Origin of the sequence: Paracidovorax sp. MALMAid1276 (genome assembly GCF_049198005.1) — a bacterium.
GTDB lineage: Bacteria > Pseudomonadota > Gammaproteobacteria > Burkholderiales > Burkholderiaceae_C > Acidovorax.
Map to the genome: position 1 here is coordinate 85,283 of NZ_JBMIRS010000264.1, position 14,859 is coordinate 100,141.

19 protein-coding genes are annotated in these 14,859 nt (G+C 56.5%); 13 read left to right on the plus strand and 6 right to left on the minus strand.

Translation table 11 applies throughout. From position 1 onward, the window contains the following. Nucleotides 1–836: 836 nt before the first annotated feature. From ACOQFS_RS23165 to ACOQFS_RS23225, 13 genes are all read left to right on the plus strand, one after another. Entirely contained in the window at nt 837–1,241 is a 405-nt protein-coding gene (locus tag ACOQFS_RS23165; RefSeq protein WP_421565133.1) for a DotD/TraH family lipoprotein, read from the plus strand. Nucleotides 1,242–1,246: 5 nt separating this feature from the next. Continuing rightward, the gene (locus tag ACOQFS_RS23170) at nt 1,247–2,155 is read left to right on the plus strand and encodes a type IV secretory system conjugative DNA transfer family protein (protein WP_421565134.1); all 909 of its coding nucleotides are present in this window, start codon (nt 1,247–1,249) and stop codon (nt 2,153–2,155) included. Between the two features lies 1 nt (nt 2,156). Continuing rightward, nucleotides 2,157–3,395 carry an ATPase, T2SS/T4P/T4SS family gene (locus ACOQFS_RS23175; RefSeq protein ID WP_421565135.1) on the plus strand — a complete coding sequence of 413 codons (1,239 nt, stop codon included), beginning with the start codon at nt 2,157–2,159 and terminating at the stop codon, nt 3,393–3,395. Between the two features lie 272 nt (nt 3,396–3,667). Further along, nucleotides 3,668–3,925, plus strand: coding sequence for an IcmT/TraK family protein (gene icmT, locus ACOQFS_RS23180; RefSeq protein ID WP_421565136.1), 258 nt, complete (start codon nt 3,668–3,670; stop codon nt 3,923–3,925). Between the two features lie 29 nt (nt 3,926–3,954). Next, entirely contained in the window at nt 3,955–4,971 is a 1,017-nt protein-coding gene (gene parM / locus ACOQFS_RS23185) for a plasmid segregation protein ParM domain-containing protein (RefSeq protein WP_421565137.1), read from the plus strand. A 213-nt stretch (nt 4,972–5,184) separates the two neighbouring features. Then, nucleotides 5,185–5,700 carry a hypothetical protein gene (locus tag ACOQFS_RS23190; protein ID WP_421565138.1) on the plus strand — a complete coding sequence of 172 codons (516 nt, stop codon included), beginning with the start codon at nt 5,185–5,187 and terminating at the stop codon, nt 5,698–5,700. After that, complete coding sequence (locus ACOQFS_RS23195; protein WP_421565139.1) at nt 5,700–7,094, plus strand: hypothetical protein; 1,395 nt, start codon at nt 5,700–5,702, stop codon at nt 7,092–7,094. The genes ACOQFS_RS23190 and ACOQFS_RS23195 overlap by 1 nt, the downstream gene beginning before the upstream one ends. A 58-nt stretch (nt 7,095–7,152) precedes the next feature. Continuing rightward, on the plus strand, nt 7,153–8,325 hold the full coding sequence (locus ACOQFS_RS23200; RefSeq protein ID WP_421565140.1) for a hypothetical protein: 1,173 nt from the start codon (nt 7,153–7,155) through the stop codon (nt 8,323–8,325). Nucleotides 8,326–8,330: 5 nt separating this feature from the next. Continuing rightward, the gene (locus ACOQFS_RS23205; RefSeq protein WP_421565141.1) at nt 8,331–9,128 is read left to right on the plus strand and encodes a hypothetical protein; all 798 of its coding nucleotides are present in this window, start codon (nt 8,331–8,333) and stop codon (nt 9,126–9,128) included. A 273-nt stretch (nt 9,129–9,401) separates the two neighbouring features. Then, nucleotides 9,402–10,535 carry a hypothetical protein gene (locus ACOQFS_RS23210; RefSeq protein WP_421565142.1) on the plus strand — a complete coding sequence of 378 codons (1,134 nt, stop codon included), beginning with the start codon at nt 9,402–9,404 and terminating at the stop codon, nt 10,533–10,535. Continuing rightward, a complete protein-coding gene (locus ACOQFS_RS23215; RefSeq protein WP_421565143.1) occupies nt 10,504–11,073 on the plus strand; it encodes a hypothetical protein in 570 nt (189 codons plus the stop codon). Before ACOQFS_RS23210 ends, ACOQFS_RS23215 begins: the two co-directional genes overlap by 32 nt. Nucleotides 11,074–11,092: 19 nt before the next feature. Beyond that, a complete protein-coding gene (locus ACOQFS_RS23220) occupies nt 11,093–11,470 on the plus strand; it encodes a hypothetical protein (RefSeq protein ID WP_421565144.1) in 378 nt (125 codons plus the stop codon). Between the two features lie 17 nt (nt 11,471–11,487). Further along, nucleotides 11,488–11,982, plus strand: a complete 495-nt coding sequence (locus tag ACOQFS_RS23225; protein WP_421565145.1) for a hypothetical protein — start codon at nt 11,488–11,490, stop codon at nt 11,980–11,982. A 240-nt stretch (nt 11,983–12,222) separates the two neighbouring features. On the opposite strand, the gene ACOQFS_RS23230 is transcribed toward ACOQFS_RS23225, so the two are convergent. The 6 genes from ACOQFS_RS23230 to ACOQFS_RS23255 form a co-directional block, all read right to left on the minus strand. Next, nucleotides 12,223–12,498, minus strand: a complete 276-nt coding sequence (locus ACOQFS_RS23230; protein ID WP_421565146.1) for a type II toxin-antitoxin system RelE/ParE family toxin — start codon at nt 12,496–12,498, stop codon at nt 12,223–12,225. Further along, nucleotides 12,498–12,698, minus strand: coding sequence for a stability determinant (locus ACOQFS_RS23235; RefSeq protein WP_421565147.1), 201 nt, complete (start codon nt 12,696–12,698; stop codon nt 12,498–12,500). Before ACOQFS_RS23235 ends, ACOQFS_RS23230 begins: the two co-directional genes overlap by 1 nt. A gap of 109 nt (nt 12,699–12,807) precedes the next feature. Then, the gene (locus ACOQFS_RS23240) at nt 12,808–13,140 is read right to left on the minus strand and encodes a hypothetical protein (protein WP_421565148.1); all 333 of its coding nucleotides are present in this window, start codon (nt 13,138–13,140) and stop codon (nt 12,808–12,810) included. A gap of 35 nt (nt 13,141–13,175) precedes the next feature. Then, on the minus strand, nt 13,176–13,781 hold the full coding sequence (locus ACOQFS_RS23245) for a hypothetical protein (RefSeq protein ID WP_421565149.1): 606 nt from the start codon (nt 13,779–13,781) through the stop codon (nt 13,176–13,178). Continuing rightward, nucleotides 13,778–14,638: a hypothetical protein gene (locus tag ACOQFS_RS23250; RefSeq protein ID WP_421565150.1), complete on the minus strand. Its 861-nt coding sequence runs from the start codon at nt 14,636–14,638 to the stop codon at nt 13,778–13,780. The genes ACOQFS_RS23245 and ACOQFS_RS23250 overlap by 4 nt, the downstream gene beginning before the upstream one ends. 13 nt (nt 14,639–14,651) lie before the next feature. After that, nucleotides 14,652–14,859, minus strand: a 208-nt coding sequence (locus ACOQFS_RS23255) for a hypothetical protein (RefSeq protein WP_421565151.1), incomplete at its 5' end; no start/stop codon positions are given.

Genomic DNA, 14,859 nt, shown 5'->3' on the forward strand with positions numbered 1-14,859 from the left:
TGACCAGAATGTGTGCTTCGGAACCAGAACACACGCCCCCAGCAGTCCCGGCACGCGGGCTCCGGTAACAGACGGAGGTTCCAGATCATCGGTGTTTCGGTAGCAGAGGCGGAAAAGCATGGTCGCAGATTGGTCGGCTTGGTCACAGATGGGCGTTACTCCGCCAGAAGTTGTATGTATCGCCGCCAAAAGGTGGATGTATCGCAGCAACAACCCCCCCCTCAAAGTGCCCAAAAAGAGGGCCATGCATGCCGATTTCAGCAATTATGCGGATGTATTGCAGCAGGTACAAGGGGCACAGATGGAAGGTCGAAATTTCGCGGCAAAAACACACGGAGTAACGCCCATGTGGGCTCCTGTGACCAGAATCTCATGATGCCTGCGACCAGAGGACTGCCAACAACTGCAGCATGCGTGCCGCAATGGTGCCATATGGGGTAGGGTTAGCGCCGTGTAAGCGCCGCATTCGCGCCGCATACGTGCCGTGTAGGTGCCGCAACAGACCCATCCAAGGCCTCCACGGGGCGCAGAAGGCGCCAGATAGGTGCCGCGTTGGTGCCGTGTACGTGTCAGTAAAGAACCGTTTGCGTGTCGTTTTGGTGCTAGAGAACGCATTTTTGCCCTCGAATTCATGAACTTGGGGATGCTTCTTTTTCCTCGACGGGGTATGATCCCCGCGTGCGAAAGTGCGCTCCAAGCACGCCACAACATCACAGTTTGTCGTTTTATCGTCGTTTCACTTTTTGAAGGAGTCTGCAATGGGATTGAGATTGACTGCATGTGCGAGTCTGGCCGTGGCGTTCACGCTGTTGGGCTGCGCCACACCCCCCGCCCCCATGGACGAGGACTTTGCGTCCAAGCTGATTGCTGAGAAGGCAGCAATCGCAGCCGGTGCTCAGCGCGATTACGCAGCATTGCTCGCAGAGGACTACTCGACCGTTCAAAAGCGTCAGGCAGCTTTTGATACCGACACCATCGACGTTGACTACATCGGCAATCCACGCGAGCTGGTGCAATCGCTCGCTTCTCGTTATGGCATGGCTTTCAACGAGACTGGCCGTCCAGCGGAATTGCGCCCCATTAATATCCGCATGAAAGCAGTTACACCGGACTCTGTTCTCCGCAATATTGGCAATCAAATGCACCTTGCCGCTGATATTGTTCTGAATCGCCCCGGCAAGTCACTCACCATTGAGTACAAGAACCGTGACAGCGAACAAAATCAACCCAAGGGAGGCTAATCGTCATGGCTGCTGATATTCCCATGTCCCTTGAACAACTGCAGGCGCAATATGATCGTCCTGCAATGGTTCGATCCGCAGATGATTCTTCATCCAGTGTCAAGATTGAGGCCCTCAAAGAAGCTGCTTTGGGCATTGGAGTCAAGGGCGGCTTGCGCAAACAACTCGCCCACATTAACGGCGTGATCGAAAAGAAGTCACGCGAGCTGGATACGATCTACGACTTCGGCAACCTGATGATTCGTGATCGTGTAGTACCTGCAGTTATCACGGAAGCCCGTGATCTTTATAACCAAGACGGCGCATACGCCCTGCGGTTGTCAGGCGCTTCCTATAAAATCGACCAGCAGCCACGCTTTTCATCTGTTCCGCCGAACTGGCGTGATTACCTTTGGTTCGGCAACGCCGACAAAGACGATGACGTGTCTTTCGGCAACATGCGCCCCAAAACAGAATATGAACGCCAGCTTTGGCGTGAATACATCGGCAAGGGCTGGCAGCAAGGCATCGACCAAGCGAATGTCATGCTGCAATATGGCATGGACCGTCTGAACCGCGATTTAACTGGAATGATCCGATTCCACACGTTCGTGCTGCAGAACAAAATTACGATGCCCGCTATTGCGACGCAAACCTGGGCATATTCAGCACAGCAAAATGAAACTATTGCTGTTGATGAAACGCTTTTGCGCATCACGACTTTGCCCGAGTTCAATCCCGCCATCGACAAATGGCGGGCTTCGGTCAAGTCCTCCGAAATCGTGCCTCCAATTCCAGCGCAGCCTACACAGTCCATGCGCAGAATTTCGCCCAAGTTCAACCCCGCGCCAGACCCAGCGCAGGCGCCATCCACCGAACGCCGCCCTCAGCTACAGGGCCAGGACGGCGAAGGGCAGGGTGCTGCCGGTGTCTGACATGAGCGAACCCGTGCACAAGCTGCGGGTTGAAGCCGGTGGCTTGCTACCGCGCGCTGAACGACTGACCGACTTCGTGCCCCCACAGCGTTTCATCGTGCCGGAGCACTTGAAGGGCGTCATGCTCGAAGCTCAGGCACACAACGCCAGCGACGTGTACATCCAGCCTGGGCTGCCGATCTGTGCACGGATCAATGGCGACCTCATGGCATTGACCCCCAGCACTCTCGATGAGAGCGAGGTCATGTACATGATTAAGTGGACTAGCAACCGGGACACTGCTGAGACGGACATTCTTTCGGGCGTCCCTGTCAATGCTCGGTACGAGCTTTTCTCGCCCACGGAAAGGGATGCTCGTGGCGCCAAGCTGCGCTACGGCTACCGGGTGAACATTTCCCCGATCCTCAACCCTGGTGGTACGTCTGGCCAGATCGTGCTGCGCTCGATCCCAAACGAGCCAATACCGTTCTACAAAATCGGGTTGCCAGAGACGCTTGTGCGCGATTGCATCCCCGAGAGCGGACTGGTCTACATCGCCGGAGCTACCGGATCAGGCAAGACCACCACTTTCGCGGCCATCATCCGCTACATCCTGGAAAACGACACACCCATCAAGGGTAATCTGTTGACGCATGAAGAACCGATTGAGTTCACATACGACCAAATCAACAGCCAGCATTCAATCATCGTGCAATCTGAGGTGCCACAGCACTTCAAGGATTTCTACGCAGCCAATCGTGAAGCAATGCGCAGAAAGCCAGGACTTGTACTGGTTGGCGAAATGCGTGACGAAGAAACTATTCGTGCCGGTGTGGAGCTTTCTCTTACTGGGCATCCAGTTTTCGCCACGGTGCATGCTACTGACGTGCCATCGGTAATGCGACGACTCATATCCCGATTTCCATCAAACGAGCGCGCAACCGCCATTTACGACATTGTTGATACTGCGCGCATGATAATGGCGCAGCGCCTTGTAAAAGGCATTGACGGGAAATTGATCGCTGTACGTGAATACTTAAAATTCACCGACGAAATCCGCGATGAATTGGCTGAGCTGGACCAGATGGGAAAGATTACCAGCGTAATCGCCAGAATCGTTGAAGAGAAAGGTCACTCCTTCCGCAAGGAAGCCAGCACGCTGCTCGCCGAGGGGCGGATCACCAAAGCCGTCGCTGAAAGCATCTTCCCACCGCAGAAGGAGCAACAGCTAAAGGCGATCCTGGCTAGTCAGGAGTCCTAAGCACCTCGCTCCTATGTGCTACATCGGTGCCGTTTGGGTGCCATATAAGCGCCGCAAAAGTGCTGTATAGGGTTGTTTTAGTGTCGCTTACGTGCCACATAGGCCGCTTGCGTGTTGTATTGGTGTCGTTTTGGTGTCGCTTACGTGCCGTGAGTGCTACACTGCACTCACGATGGCGCGCAACGCCATCTACGTGCCATGAATTGGTCCCTTGGGACTTGTTCATGGGTATTTGTATCGACTCTTGTTGCTGACAAATTGAAGGGGGATTTATGTCAACTGGGCGTTATCACTGGAGCAATGTCTCTGGAGAAGCCAAATTTTTCATAATCAATGCGTCGGCAAGTGTGCCGTGGCTTGCGCTGATTCTTTTTCCACGCTGGACCACGCTCGCAATTGCATTGATATTGACGGCTTTTTTGCTGTACGTGCAATTCAAGAAAATGAATTTCAGGACGTTTCTCAAATCGAAAAAAACGTTTTTCCTGGGTCATGCGATACGTGTTGAGCGGCCTTTCAAGGGGCAATGATGGCAACCAAAAAGAAGGAAACCTCCCAAATGAGCGAAAACAATAGCGATAAGGATCTCTTCGTTGGCGTGGATGATGGTCACTACGCCATCAAAATCGTTCTGGAGACTGGTCAAACGTTCTCGATCCCCTCGCGGGCCGCTGCAGGCAAACACCTGATTTCGCTACGCGATAGCGACGACGGCGTTTTCTACGACACCGAAGAAGGCCGCACCTTCACGGTTAGCGCTCAGCTCCCCAAGTTCGAGGACACGCGCTTTATGGACTACCCAAAGTCCGAGTTGAACCGTGTGCTTGTGCACGACGCACTGCGCCGCGCAGGCCTGGGTGGCCGCAACGTGCGTATCACCACGGGCCTCCCCGTCAGCTATTACTACCTCGCCAACGGCGAGAAGAATCAAGCGCTCATCGACGCGAAAGTTGCCAACCTGGGCAAGCGGGTCAGCTACGGCGATACCCCCCTTGCCAAGATCGTTGCCAACACCGTGACAACCGAAGCGGTTGCCTCGTTTGTGGATCAACTGATGGACCTCGATGGGAACCCCTCCGGTGACTTCCAGAACCTCTCCGAGATGCCTGTGGGCGTCATTGACGTGGGCGGTAAGACAACTGATTGCGCAGTGCTCTTGCCTGGAATGGTCGTTGACCCCAGCCGTTCAGGCTCAAACGATGTGGGCGTGCTGCAGCTCATGGAAAACGTTGGCGCCAAGCTGCTTGCACACCTGCAATTGGACGCTGCGCTCCCTGCCTCGGCCATCGAAAAAGCATTGACCACAGGCACCGTCCGCTTGTATGGCAAAGAGCAGGACGTGAAGAAGATCATTGACGACGAAAAGGAGCGCCTGACCCAGCAGATCATGAGCGCAGTCCGCACGAAGGTCGGCAGCGGCGCTGATCTCGATCATGTGCTCTTCGTCGGTGGTGGGGCACTGGTGCTGAAAGAGCAACTGCTGAAACACTATCCCCATGCTCGGGTGCCAGACGAACCAGTGTTCGCCAACGCCCGTGGCATGCTCAAGTTCGCCAAGCATGTGGTGGGGGCCTAATGGCGAGCGAAGGCAAGTGGGTTAGGGCTTCGACAGCTTTGAACGGCAGCTACGAAGCCGAAAGCGACTTGCAGAGCGATCTCCAGAAGACCGACACATCCAACAGCGGAAAGCTGTTGCGTGCGTTGATCCGGGCGGGCTTCAAGGCCAGCCACAGCAGTCATGGCAGCGCTGCGGCGACTGCCGTGGCACACCCAGGTGGAGGTCAACCGCATGAGCCCTAAACGCCATGGCATGTATCTCTCACCCGAAGACGATCAGCAACTGTTGCAGGAGCTTGAGAGTTGCACGGTGAAGGGTCGGAAGTCGGAGTTGCTCCGCAACTACGCACTGCTCGGCTACAAGCTCGCGCTGGACCTGTGCGAAAAAACGCAGGACCACGCGGCGCTGACGACAGCGCTTGCCGCGCTATTTGGCGCACAGGAATCACAACATGATTTCCGGCAAGCGGCTGAATTTTTGAAGGTCAGAGGCCTGCGGAAAGGGCAGGGCGGCACAACGCAGAACGCTGCACAACCACCAGCTCATGTGCAGGCGGTTGTGACAGCACCTGCGCAGCCGTCAGAGGCGCTGCGCGAGCCATCCCAACCTGACGACAAGGCTGCACCGCCGGTGACGCACGAAGTGCAGCCAGCGGCTACAAAACCGCGCTGGGGCGCTTTGAACTCGCTGGTAGGCGGTGCGACTCAGCCCAAACCAATTACCTCCGAAGAAAAAGGGAGCGACTGATGGCAACTGGCGCGAGCGGCAGCGGCAACGGGCGCAGCGTTGACGATTTCACGATGATCCTGGCCCTCCTTGCAGGGTCGGTCATCGCAATCTTCATTGCTTGGCTCGCGTTTCATACCGAGCTTTCGATGGCGTACACATACGTGCGCCGAGTGGAGTTGTGGTGGCTTGACATGATCGGAGCCACAGGTCTTCCAGGCGCGGCAGCAGTCAGCAAATGGTTTGCCAAGGGCTGCGCTGCAAGCGGCTTGTTGGAGCGCTGCACACGCGATTTCAGCACGATGAGCTGGAGGGAAATTACCAATCTCGCCTTCTACGTGAATGTGATTTTGCTGCCCTTCATCATGCTTTTTGCGTTCAAAATTTTCGCAAACATCCAGTCCAAGCATCCGAACAATCGGTTTTCCAAAACGTTCACCGTGGACAGCTTTGTTCGCGAGAAAAAGCCGCTCTATCGCCACCTGCGCATGTTCGATGCGCTGGACTTGATAGAGGCGCCCCTGGATCACCCCGTCTTGGGCATGTCTCAAACCTCGCGCCAGTTCGTCTATCACCATCGCCTTATCGTGGACAACGGGGAGCCTGGGGACGGCTGGATAGAAGAGGCAGATGGCTCTGTCACCCCTGTGCTGGATAGAGCCAAAGCAGAGCGTGTGCTGCGAGAGCAACTTGGCTCTGTTTGGACCGGGGTTGCAAACCTCACACCAGCAGAAACGCTGTTGCTCGCAATCGCTATCCCGCGCGTAGCCGCCACCGATGGCTCGCTGGACGATGCTGCTTTCAAGGCCTGTCTTGCCGAGTCCAACGAGATGGTCAATTGGTGCTGGGACCAGTTCAAACCACCGCCAAAGGATAGCGCCAAGGCTGACAAAGCTGGTATCGCAACAGACCCACTCGCATGGCTTCAACCTGAGATTGATTTGACGATGCCACGCACCGTCATTGCACGCCATATCGAGAGCAAGCCGATGCAGGCCATCCTGGGCAAGCACGCCTACGTGCGGACGATCCTGTTTGCCATGTTCACCGCCGCGCGCAGCCTGGGCGTGCTGCCGCCCGCAGACATGCGCTGGATGCGCTTCTTTGATCGCACGCTGTGGTACGTGCTGCAGAACTTCGGTCGCCAAGGCGCCTACGTGGAGGGCAGTGCGGTCCACGTCCACTACTTGTACGAGATCAAGTCCAACAACCCATTGATCGAACCGCAACTGGACAAGGCGATTACGGCCCTGGATATGGCCCTGACAGCCTTCCGCTACAGGCCATCGGATCGTGACGCCTACCGGGCTGGGGCACGGTCAATCGCGGAAGCGCTACCACCCGAATTAACCGAGCAAAAAGACCAATCAGAAACGCCTGATGACCGCCAAAACGCCAAGGTTGTCAAAAATTAGTCGTTACGCTTTTCTAAATCGGTGATAGCATCGTGTGAGCTTCAACCGGATGTTGCTCATGGAATTGACACGCAAAAAACTCGCAATTGCCGCCGCTGCGGTGGCCGTCTTGATGGGTGGGGTTTGGCTCGTTGCCAGCCGCACCGCATCCCCACAACTCTCTGCAGATGGCATTGCCGACTTCAAGGCGCCACCTCGCTCACCTGATCTCAGTGGAGACATCCACGACAAGATGGCAGCACTGCAGCCTCCTACCGGAGAGCGGCCAGAGGTCAAGCTCCCACCTGCACCACCATCGCGTGGATTCGACGCTCCCCCGACGCTGCCGACCGTAGGCACACCCACGGCTCAAGCGGTAGGGGCGGGTGCCGCAGAAGCGGCGCAAGCTGCTCAGGCTCTGCAAAACGACCCCGTGATGACTCATCTCGCACGCTACGGCACACCTGTGACCAAGCAGGTTATGCCTGTTGGCGGGCTGACGATGTGGACCCTCATCAGCAAATCCGGCAAGACCGTAAAGCTGTACACCACCGCAGATGGCAAGGCCCTCGTTTCCGGGGTGGTGTGGAATCTGGAGAGCGGCGCCAACGTATCCGAATCCGCTGCACTGCCCATGCCAATGCCCGGAGGCGACCCCAGCTATGCGGCACGCCTGCCCCAAGTTGTGGCGCCTGCCGCGCCCACAAACAACCTTGTGACGGGCAAATACTCAACACCGTCCGCATTCGACGGCAAGGCTCCTAGCCAGATCCCCGAAGCCATCAAGCTCGTTGATGGCTTGGCTGGTTTCAAGGAAGGGAAGGGCGGTCCAGCGGACACGCTCTACATCATCATTGACCCTCGGTGCCCATACTGCCGCAGCGCCTACCTCAAGACGCGCGAGCATGTGGCCAAGGGCATGACCATCAAATGGATTCCCACTGCCGCCTTGGGGCGCCCCGAACAGGGCCTCCCCCTGGCGACGACCATCCTTCGCTCCAAAGACCCTGCGGTGCTGGAGCGCGTACTGGGCAAGCATGAGTCCATCGCGACTGAGCCCGCCCAGGCAGACGTAGCAGCCCTCAATAACAACCTCGATTTCATGTTCGAGGCGTTCAAACAAAACAACGAGCCGAGTCCCGGCGTTCCCGTCGCATTCTTCGTTGATCGGCGCTCTGGCAAGGCTCGCATGATGATGGGCCTGTCCGAGCAGGCTGTGATTGACGACATTCTCGGCAACCCCAAGAAGTAAATCCCATGGCAAAACAATCTCTGCCCGATTTCGCTCCTGAGCTGCGCGTTGTAGCAGCAGGAACCGCAAGCAACCGTCTAGTCGTCGTGTTCGACACGGCCACCGACCTTGACCTCAAACGCTCGCCGCGCGTGGTGATGATCGACACCGAAGGCGTCACGAACATCACCACAGAAGTGACCGATGTGACCACCCAGGAACTGGTGGACCGTGCGCTGTACCAAGGCAAGATCAACCTGCTCACCCAAAAGGGCGAAGCAGAAGCTACTCGATACCTTCTGGCCGAGTTTTCGCTGGAAGTTGAGGGCAACGGCAAGCGCAGCAAGGAAGGGAAGCTCAATTTCCCTCCAGCTCTGGAAGTCGAACAACAGGTTCTCCAGGGCGTGGCCGACGCCTTCACCGAGGCAAGCCTGGAAATGATCTACAGCAGCGGCGCAGGTGCCGCCCCGACCACCGCAGCCTATGAACAGGCTCCCGCTGGCTCTCCTTGGCCCGCCAGACCAGCCCTGGCCTACGCTGGCGGCCCAGCCGCCCCTGCAGGCTCAGCGCGCAACAGCGGCGGCAAAAAGGGCTGGAGCAAAAAAGCAACTTGGTTTGTTGGCCTGCTGGCCTTGCTGCTTTTGGCCGCAACGCTCAAAATCATGCTTTCGTCCTCTGATCCCGTTCAGTCCGCCGTCAACAAGGCGCTTGCAAACGACCCTCGCGCCCGCGACGAACAGATCGAGATCACAAGGAATACCCTCAGAGAAATGGGCCTTGATCCAGGCAAAAACGGCGACCTGGGCTGTCTTGCGGCCCCATAACACCGGATGCTTTCATGGAAGGTAGGGTGCCCAGTCTTCGTGGTGACTTTGCTCTCATCCCCACCCGCCAGCGTCAGGCTTGGCGGGATGCTGCTGCTCGGCATTTGACGAGCATCATGCGTGACCGCGACGACAAACTACTGCCCAAATGGAAGCAAGACGAACAACTTGAGCCAGCGCGACTATTTATTAAGTTGATGCGCGAGCAAGGGGTAGACGACTTGCCTACCATAGCGGCCCATTACACATCAATAGTTGAGCCACGTCCCACGTATGCGCGAACTCAGTAACGTCGAAAACGACCCCGCCGCCCTAAAAGCACTGAGCGAGGAAATAGCGGCTTTTTGCCTCCGAACTCGCTACCTCTTGATCCCGTCACCGGAGCAACTGACCGATGCGGTCATCTTGCTTCGGCGACTGGTTCTGATCTCCCACAAGGTCTTGCCGATCAAGAGCTACTTCAACCTGCTGCGCGATCTGCAGCGAATAGTGCTCACTTCGGCTGTACTCGCACACGAGCACACCAAGAACATGCCGGAGGACACTGACGAGGCCGTACAGGCGAAGCGCAGGGCCTATCAGCAGTACGACGACCAGTACAACGCAACACTGGCCGTCCATCCTGTTGGGGAAGTGGAGGGCGAGCAAATTGCTGCCCTTGTGCGCCATCGCCTTTGCACAGAAGACGTGTTCTGTGCTGCCTGCTCGTTCTTGCAGCTCGAAGTCTCCAAACGCGGCTCCATCTACTACATCCGGGGCGAGTCGCCTGAATTCTCGGAAACGAAGAAGAACCGCGACCCCCTGGTGATGGACAACGAAATCACCCTGAAAACACTGGCGAGCAACCTCGCCCGCCCCGATCTCGAACGCGGGGCGGTCGAGCAGACCCAGATCACATACGGATTCAATCTGATGGCAAAGCTCTACCAGCTTTTCATCAAGATGCCGGTGGTCATCCAGTGGATCAAGGAGGGCGAGCACCTTGCAAACCCTCGCCGCAAGGTGGACGTGCGGGCTCATTTCAACCTCACCCTGCGTGACTACGACACGGTGATGGTCATGGCCCGCCAGATGGGCATGACAGTGCTCAAATCTCGCAAAGAGGCGAGCGCCATCAAATGGACGCTCAACGCGAAGATTGAGGAGCGCGTACTGGCGCATGCTAAATCGACGGGCTACTCGCCGAACAGGGCGCTGAACTCCTTGCTGCACGACCTGTTCATGCTCATTGACGCTCGCAAGCGTGGCAAAGCACTGCAGCCAGCAAAGGCAGAGGCTCCTGCTACCGCAGCGGCCCCTCCTGCGCCTGTGGCCCGACCAGTTCGTGTCAAGGCAAAACGACCTCAACCCCAAAAACCGCAACATGGAGCGCGGAATGGCAAAACAAGAACAAAGCGAAGCCCCTGAGATTTCCGAGGAAGACAAGAAGCGGCTCCAGAAAGCCACCACCTTGTTGACCGCATACACCAACTTCATGCGTTGGGCAGGGAACTTCCGCCGTGACGAGATCAAGCGGCACCCGCGCCACGCATCCGTGGTGATGCTCAGTACGATGCAGTCCAGCCGGTTTGCCTTCGCGGTCGAGGGCAGCTCCTTGCTCCTGGCCGCGCAGCCCTTCGAGATGACTTGGCTATCCGCCATGCCATTCGACTCGGCCTACGTCTCCGACAGGCTCTATCTGTCCACAGATGGCGCGCAGTGCATGGAGGTGAACCTCCCCCCACTCACCATAGGTATTTGGTGCGATCAAAAGGCCAAGCGTGAAGAGATGGCACAGGCCAACTATGTCGTGCCGGTGGAGATGACGGTCCATGAGGGCCAGATCATTGATGTTGGCAGGCCTCAAGGCCTGGGCATCAAGATCAAGCGGGGGGACGTTGTTGCGGCACTCAACGAGGCCACGAAAGAGCGCCAGAACAGCCGCGACATGGCGCGGTACTTTTAATCACGATTTATCGGTTGCAATGAATAAGTCGCTTGGTGCTACGTTGGAAAACGTGCAGGAATCATGGACTCAGACAGAGAGGGCAGCTCATCTGGCATGGGCGAAGCTCACGGCGCAAGACAGCACTGCAGCGGGTCTGATGCATGTGCTGGCCGCACAGATGAGTGAAAATAACGCTGTCATAGCTTCAAGGAAAGATTTAGCACTTTTAATCGGAAAAAGCGATTCAACGGTTAAACGTGCCGTTTCTGTATTAAAAAAAGGCAAATGGATAGAGGTTGTTCAAATCGGTGGAAAAGGCGGTTTAAATTCGTACATCATTAACAAGCGCGCCGCTTGGAATACAAGAACAGCCAACTTAGCAATTTTAGATGCCAATTTAATAACGCCCATTTAAAGCCAAATCACCAGAAAATGAAAGACCAGGTCGCCACCGCTTCAAAATCGCGCTTGCAAACCCAAAAGAATAATGATCGGATCAGACACGATCACAACCCTTTTTTGGTAGAGGCTGCTCGCTCTCCATCGAAGGAAAGCATCAATGGCACCACGCGCATCGACGGCTGCCTGACGAAATCGGTGTCTACCGATGAGGATGACTTTATAAATTTGCATGCAGAACAAATTGGTGTATTTTTTGATTTAAAGAGCGCATCGCGCAAAGTAGTTCGATATTTAATACACAGCCACCAACAAAATAGGGCAAAAAAAAGAATTACATTACATCCAGACTATGCCAATGAGGATGGATTTATCATATCAAAATCAGCTTGGCATGATGGAATAAATGAGATGGTCAAAAAGAACCTCATAGCGCACGCCAAGGCCAGGAATGATTACTATTTAAACCCGGCTATTTTCTTCAGTGAAGATGGTGTACGGTTTGTGGTTGAACTAAGCATTGCCTGAGCTTCGTAAGCGACACTAAAATGCTGAGCCCATGCGATGGCGCCCAGCGCGAGCATCATCGGTTGGTAAGGCCCTACAGCCCGTTTGGGCGCCTACAATATCTTGCAGATCCCTAATTACGTCCCACACTGGGCAATCGGAGCCGAAATGTCGTGTAGTTAGGGGTCTCTTTGTTTCTAGATTGGCTTCTTCTCCCACAGAAGCAGCCCTTCGCTCCCACCATGGGATCGTCGCGGTCCATCATGGATACTCTTGGCGGGAGTGCAGCACTCGCAGGATCTGGATGTATGCCAGCTCAACGCGGTACACGATGATGTAGTTCGGGTGAGCTACGATCTCCCTCGTTCCCAGCACCCGGCCAGGACGGAAAAGGTAGGGGTGCTCAGGCAGGGGCCATGTGCTGGCCCGGATCGCTTCACCAAGGCGCTCTGCAGCCCACGGGTCACGCTCTCCAATGAACTCGATGATCGAGAGCAAATCATCCTCAGCCTGGGCGTTCCAGACGATAGGAAGCATCAAGCGACCTTCAGCCGTCTCGCCTTCAATTCGGCTATGCGCGCATCCATGCGTGCTATCACTTGGTCGTGAGGAATGCTCGGGCGTGGGTCGTCAATTGCAGCTTGCACCTTGGCGCGAAACCAGAGGTCATGGCTGTCCGCCTGATCTTGCGTCTCGAACTCGCTGACGCGAGGGTCTAGGGTCGGTGCGGTGCTCATTCGACTACCTCCAATCGTTGCTGGCCAGCGGCCTCCAGTGTCTCTTGCCCCAAGAGTTTACGGCGGCTGTATTCCTTGAAGGCTACAAAGAGCAGCTTCTTGCATCGGCCTATATCGACGGGCCATCATTCCAAGGATCATTGGACCCCAGGCCGATCTCGTCCATCTGACGAGAAGTACCGGCTCCATTCTTGAGCCATTCCACATCGAGATTCTGCCCCTTTTCGGCGGACTCGATGATGCGTTCGCGCTCTGCCATGGCGACAAAAACGCCATCGAGCGTTTCGTTGCTTGGCGCCTTGTAGTCGGCCAGGAGCGAGTCCACCACCGGGGGAGGGAGCTTGTTCAGCGCTGCCCGCGTCTGCTGGCCATGGGCCGACAGCGCGGACTGCTTGGAAATCAGAATTTCACGTTCTTGCGATGGCAGAACGCTGGATGACATAGCCTGGAAGGACGCTGGAGACATAGACACCTCGCTCACATCGACGGCGAAGGGCCGTCATTTGGTTCGTCGTAGTGCGAATACACCATGTCGGCATATCGCTTCAAATAAATCTGCTCGGCCTGCAGCAGCAGCTCGGCGACCTGGGGCCGGTTGGCCTCCGGCACCGCCAGGGCCGTCTCGCTCTGAAACTGCGCGCGCAGCTCCTGCCGCGCCTTCGCGCCCATGGGGAACTGGTCAATGCCCTGCATGGCAGTCACGAAGCTCTCCTGCAGCGCGTTGATGCCGTCAGCATCATTGCTGCGCAACGCCGGGAGGGAATTCAACGTGGTCAATGCTGCTGCGTAGACGCTGACCATGGAGGAAAGCTCCCGCTCACGGGTTTCGTTGACCCGAGGGGAAACTGTGGCGTGTGTAGCGCGTTCCTTGAGAAACCGGCTCTCGCGAGCTGCCAGGGTGTGAATGCCCGTGCGCACCGACAGCGCTCTACTGTCTTCGCCAAGCATCTCATCAGCCATGGAATCAATCGCATAGCTGTTCTCTGGAGTGGATGCAAGCTGACGCAAAGCGGCAATGCCTATAGCGGCCTCGCTTGCTCTGCGGACGGACAAATTCGACATATAGCCTTCATGTGCTGTCATGATGGTGCCATATCGTCTGAGTAGCTGGAAGACTCGCGCAGGTCTGCTCTGGCCTGCAGCAAATCCCTTGCACGTTTGGCCGCACCGTGCTGGACAAGGTGCATCGTGGGCGACGATGCTATGTCCACCAGCACGCTGTCCGGTGTGTAGGGGTTTTCGACAAAGGCCTCAACAACGCCCAGCGCCTTCGAGGTCTTGTCGAACATTTCCCGAAGCTGCTCCGATGACTGGCACACGGGGACGAGATATGGAGCGAAATCGCTCTCGTAACCCACCATTAAAGCACTAAAAATAGCAGCTTTTTTAGTTGCCAGGCCTGGCTCGTCTACGCGCATGTGCCCTCCAATGCTCGCAGCCACGTTCAACCGCGTTCGCTGGTCATTGCTGCCTGCCAAGGCAGAAAGTGTGTCCAGCGTCGCATCAGGCCGTGCCGCCAGGGCCTGCAAGGTCGATGTGTGGCCGCTGCAGTGCTCAATCAGTGCTGCCTGCACCTCTGGTGCGATGCGCCGCTGCCTCAGTGTCGCCTCAGAGACAATAGGAGCATCGCGGCCTTGCTTCACCAGCTCGGCCTGTTGGGCTGGCGATACACGGTTTATCTCGGCATAGATCAGTTGTGTCGCAAGCGCTTGCGAAGCATCCGCCATGTTGGCAATGTGTCGCTTGAAAGCAACTTGCATCGTTTGACCGACAGCGGTCGCCGCTTCGGTCAGCTTCTCAACGAGGTTTCCTTGGACCTGGGCCAAGTTCAAAACCACGCGAACTGCCAATCGGGCAGGGCGATCTTGATTGAGTTGCCTGCTCAGAAAGTCGTTCTCCGACTCAAAGCGAGCAACTACCGGGAGCTTCTTCATCGTCATAGTGCTCCGTTCGTTAGGCGTTCAACAGGGTCGTCTTTGTGCCCAGCAGGACTGTTTCGCTCATCTCCGGCGGAAACACCACCACCTCGCCAAACCCCTCGACTCTCAACGTAAGCAGCTTTTTGCCTGTGTCCTTCATTTCCCGCGTGATCGCTTCACCGATGGCGCGCATCGCGCTCGCATCAACGTGAGCGGGCAGGGCGGGCACCTCAAGGCGGTAC

What these genes read in the sequence shown, in the direction of transcription:
- ACOQFS_RS23210 (WP_421565142.1), top strand. Translation starts at nt 9,402, where the DNA reads ATGCGCGAACTCAGTAACGTCGAAAACGACCCCGCCGCCCTAAAAGCA.
- ACOQFS_RS23240 (WP_421565148.1), bottom strand. Translation starts at nt 13,140, where the DNA reads ATGTCATCCAGCGTTCTGCCATCGCAAGAACGTGAAATTCTGATTTCC.
- parM (WP_421565137.1), top strand. Translation starts at nt 3,955, where the DNA reads ATGAGCGAAAACAATAGCGATAAGGATCTCTTCGTTGGCGTGGATGAT.
- ACOQFS_RS23250 (WP_421565150.1), bottom strand. Translation starts at nt 14,638, where the DNA reads ATGACGATGAAGAAGCTCCCGGTAGTTGCTCGCTTTGAGTCGGAGAAC.
- ACOQFS_RS23205 (WP_421565141.1), top strand. Translation starts at nt 8,331, where the DNA reads ATGGCAAAACAATCTCTGCCCGATTTCGCTCCTGAGCTGCGCGTTGTA.
- ACOQFS_RS23245 (WP_421565149.1), bottom strand. Translation starts at nt 13,781, where the DNA reads ATGACAGCACATGAAGGCTATATGTCGAATTTGTCCGTCCGCAGAGCA.
- ACOQFS_RS23230 (WP_421565146.1), bottom strand. Translation starts at nt 12,498, where the DNA reads ATGCTTCCTATCGTCTGGAACGCCCAGGCTGAGGATGATTTGCTCTCG.
- ACOQFS_RS23200 (WP_421565140.1), top strand. Translation starts at nt 7,153, where the DNA reads ATGGAATTGACACGCAAAAAACTCGCAATTGCCGCCGCTGCGGTGGCC.
- ACOQFS_RS23220 (WP_421565144.1), top strand. Translation starts at nt 11,093, where the DNA reads ATGAATAAGTCGCTTGGTGCTACGTTGGAAAACGTGCAGGAATCATGG.
- ACOQFS_RS23175 (WP_421565135.1), top strand. Translation starts at nt 2,157, where the DNA reads ATGAGCGAACCCGTGCACAAGCTGCGGGTTGAAGCCGGTGGCTTGCTA.
- icmT (WP_421565136.1), top strand. Translation starts at nt 3,668, where the DNA reads ATGTCAACTGGGCGTTATCACTGGAGCAATGTCTCTGGAGAAGCCAAA.
- ACOQFS_RS23215 (WP_421565143.1), top strand. Translation starts at nt 10,504, where the DNA reads ATGGCAAAACAAGAACAAAGCGAAGCCCCTGAGATTTCCGAGGAAGAC.
- ACOQFS_RS23195 (WP_421565139.1), top strand. Translation starts at nt 5,700, where the DNA reads ATGGCAACTGGCGCGAGCGGCAGCGGCAACGGGCGCAGCGTTGACGAT.
- ACOQFS_RS23225 (WP_421565145.1), top strand. Translation starts at nt 11,488, where the DNA reads ATGAAAGACCAGGTCGCCACCGCTTCAAAATCGCGCTTGCAAACCCAA.
- ACOQFS_RS23190 (WP_421565138.1), top strand. Translation starts at nt 5,185, where the DNA reads ATGAGCCCTAAACGCCATGGCATGTATCTCTCACCCGAAGACGATCAG.
- ACOQFS_RS23170 (WP_421565134.1), top strand. Translation starts at nt 1,247, where the DNA reads ATGGCTGCTGATATTCCCATGTCCCTTGAACAACTGCAGGCGCAATAT.
- ACOQFS_RS23165 (WP_421565133.1), top strand. Translation starts at nt 837, where the DNA reads ATGGACGAGGACTTTGCGTCCAAGCTGATTGCTGAGAAGGCAGCAATC.
- ACOQFS_RS23235 (WP_421565147.1), bottom strand. Translation starts at nt 12,698, where the DNA reads ATGAGCACCGCACCGACCCTAGACCCTCGCGTCAGCGAGTTCGAGACG.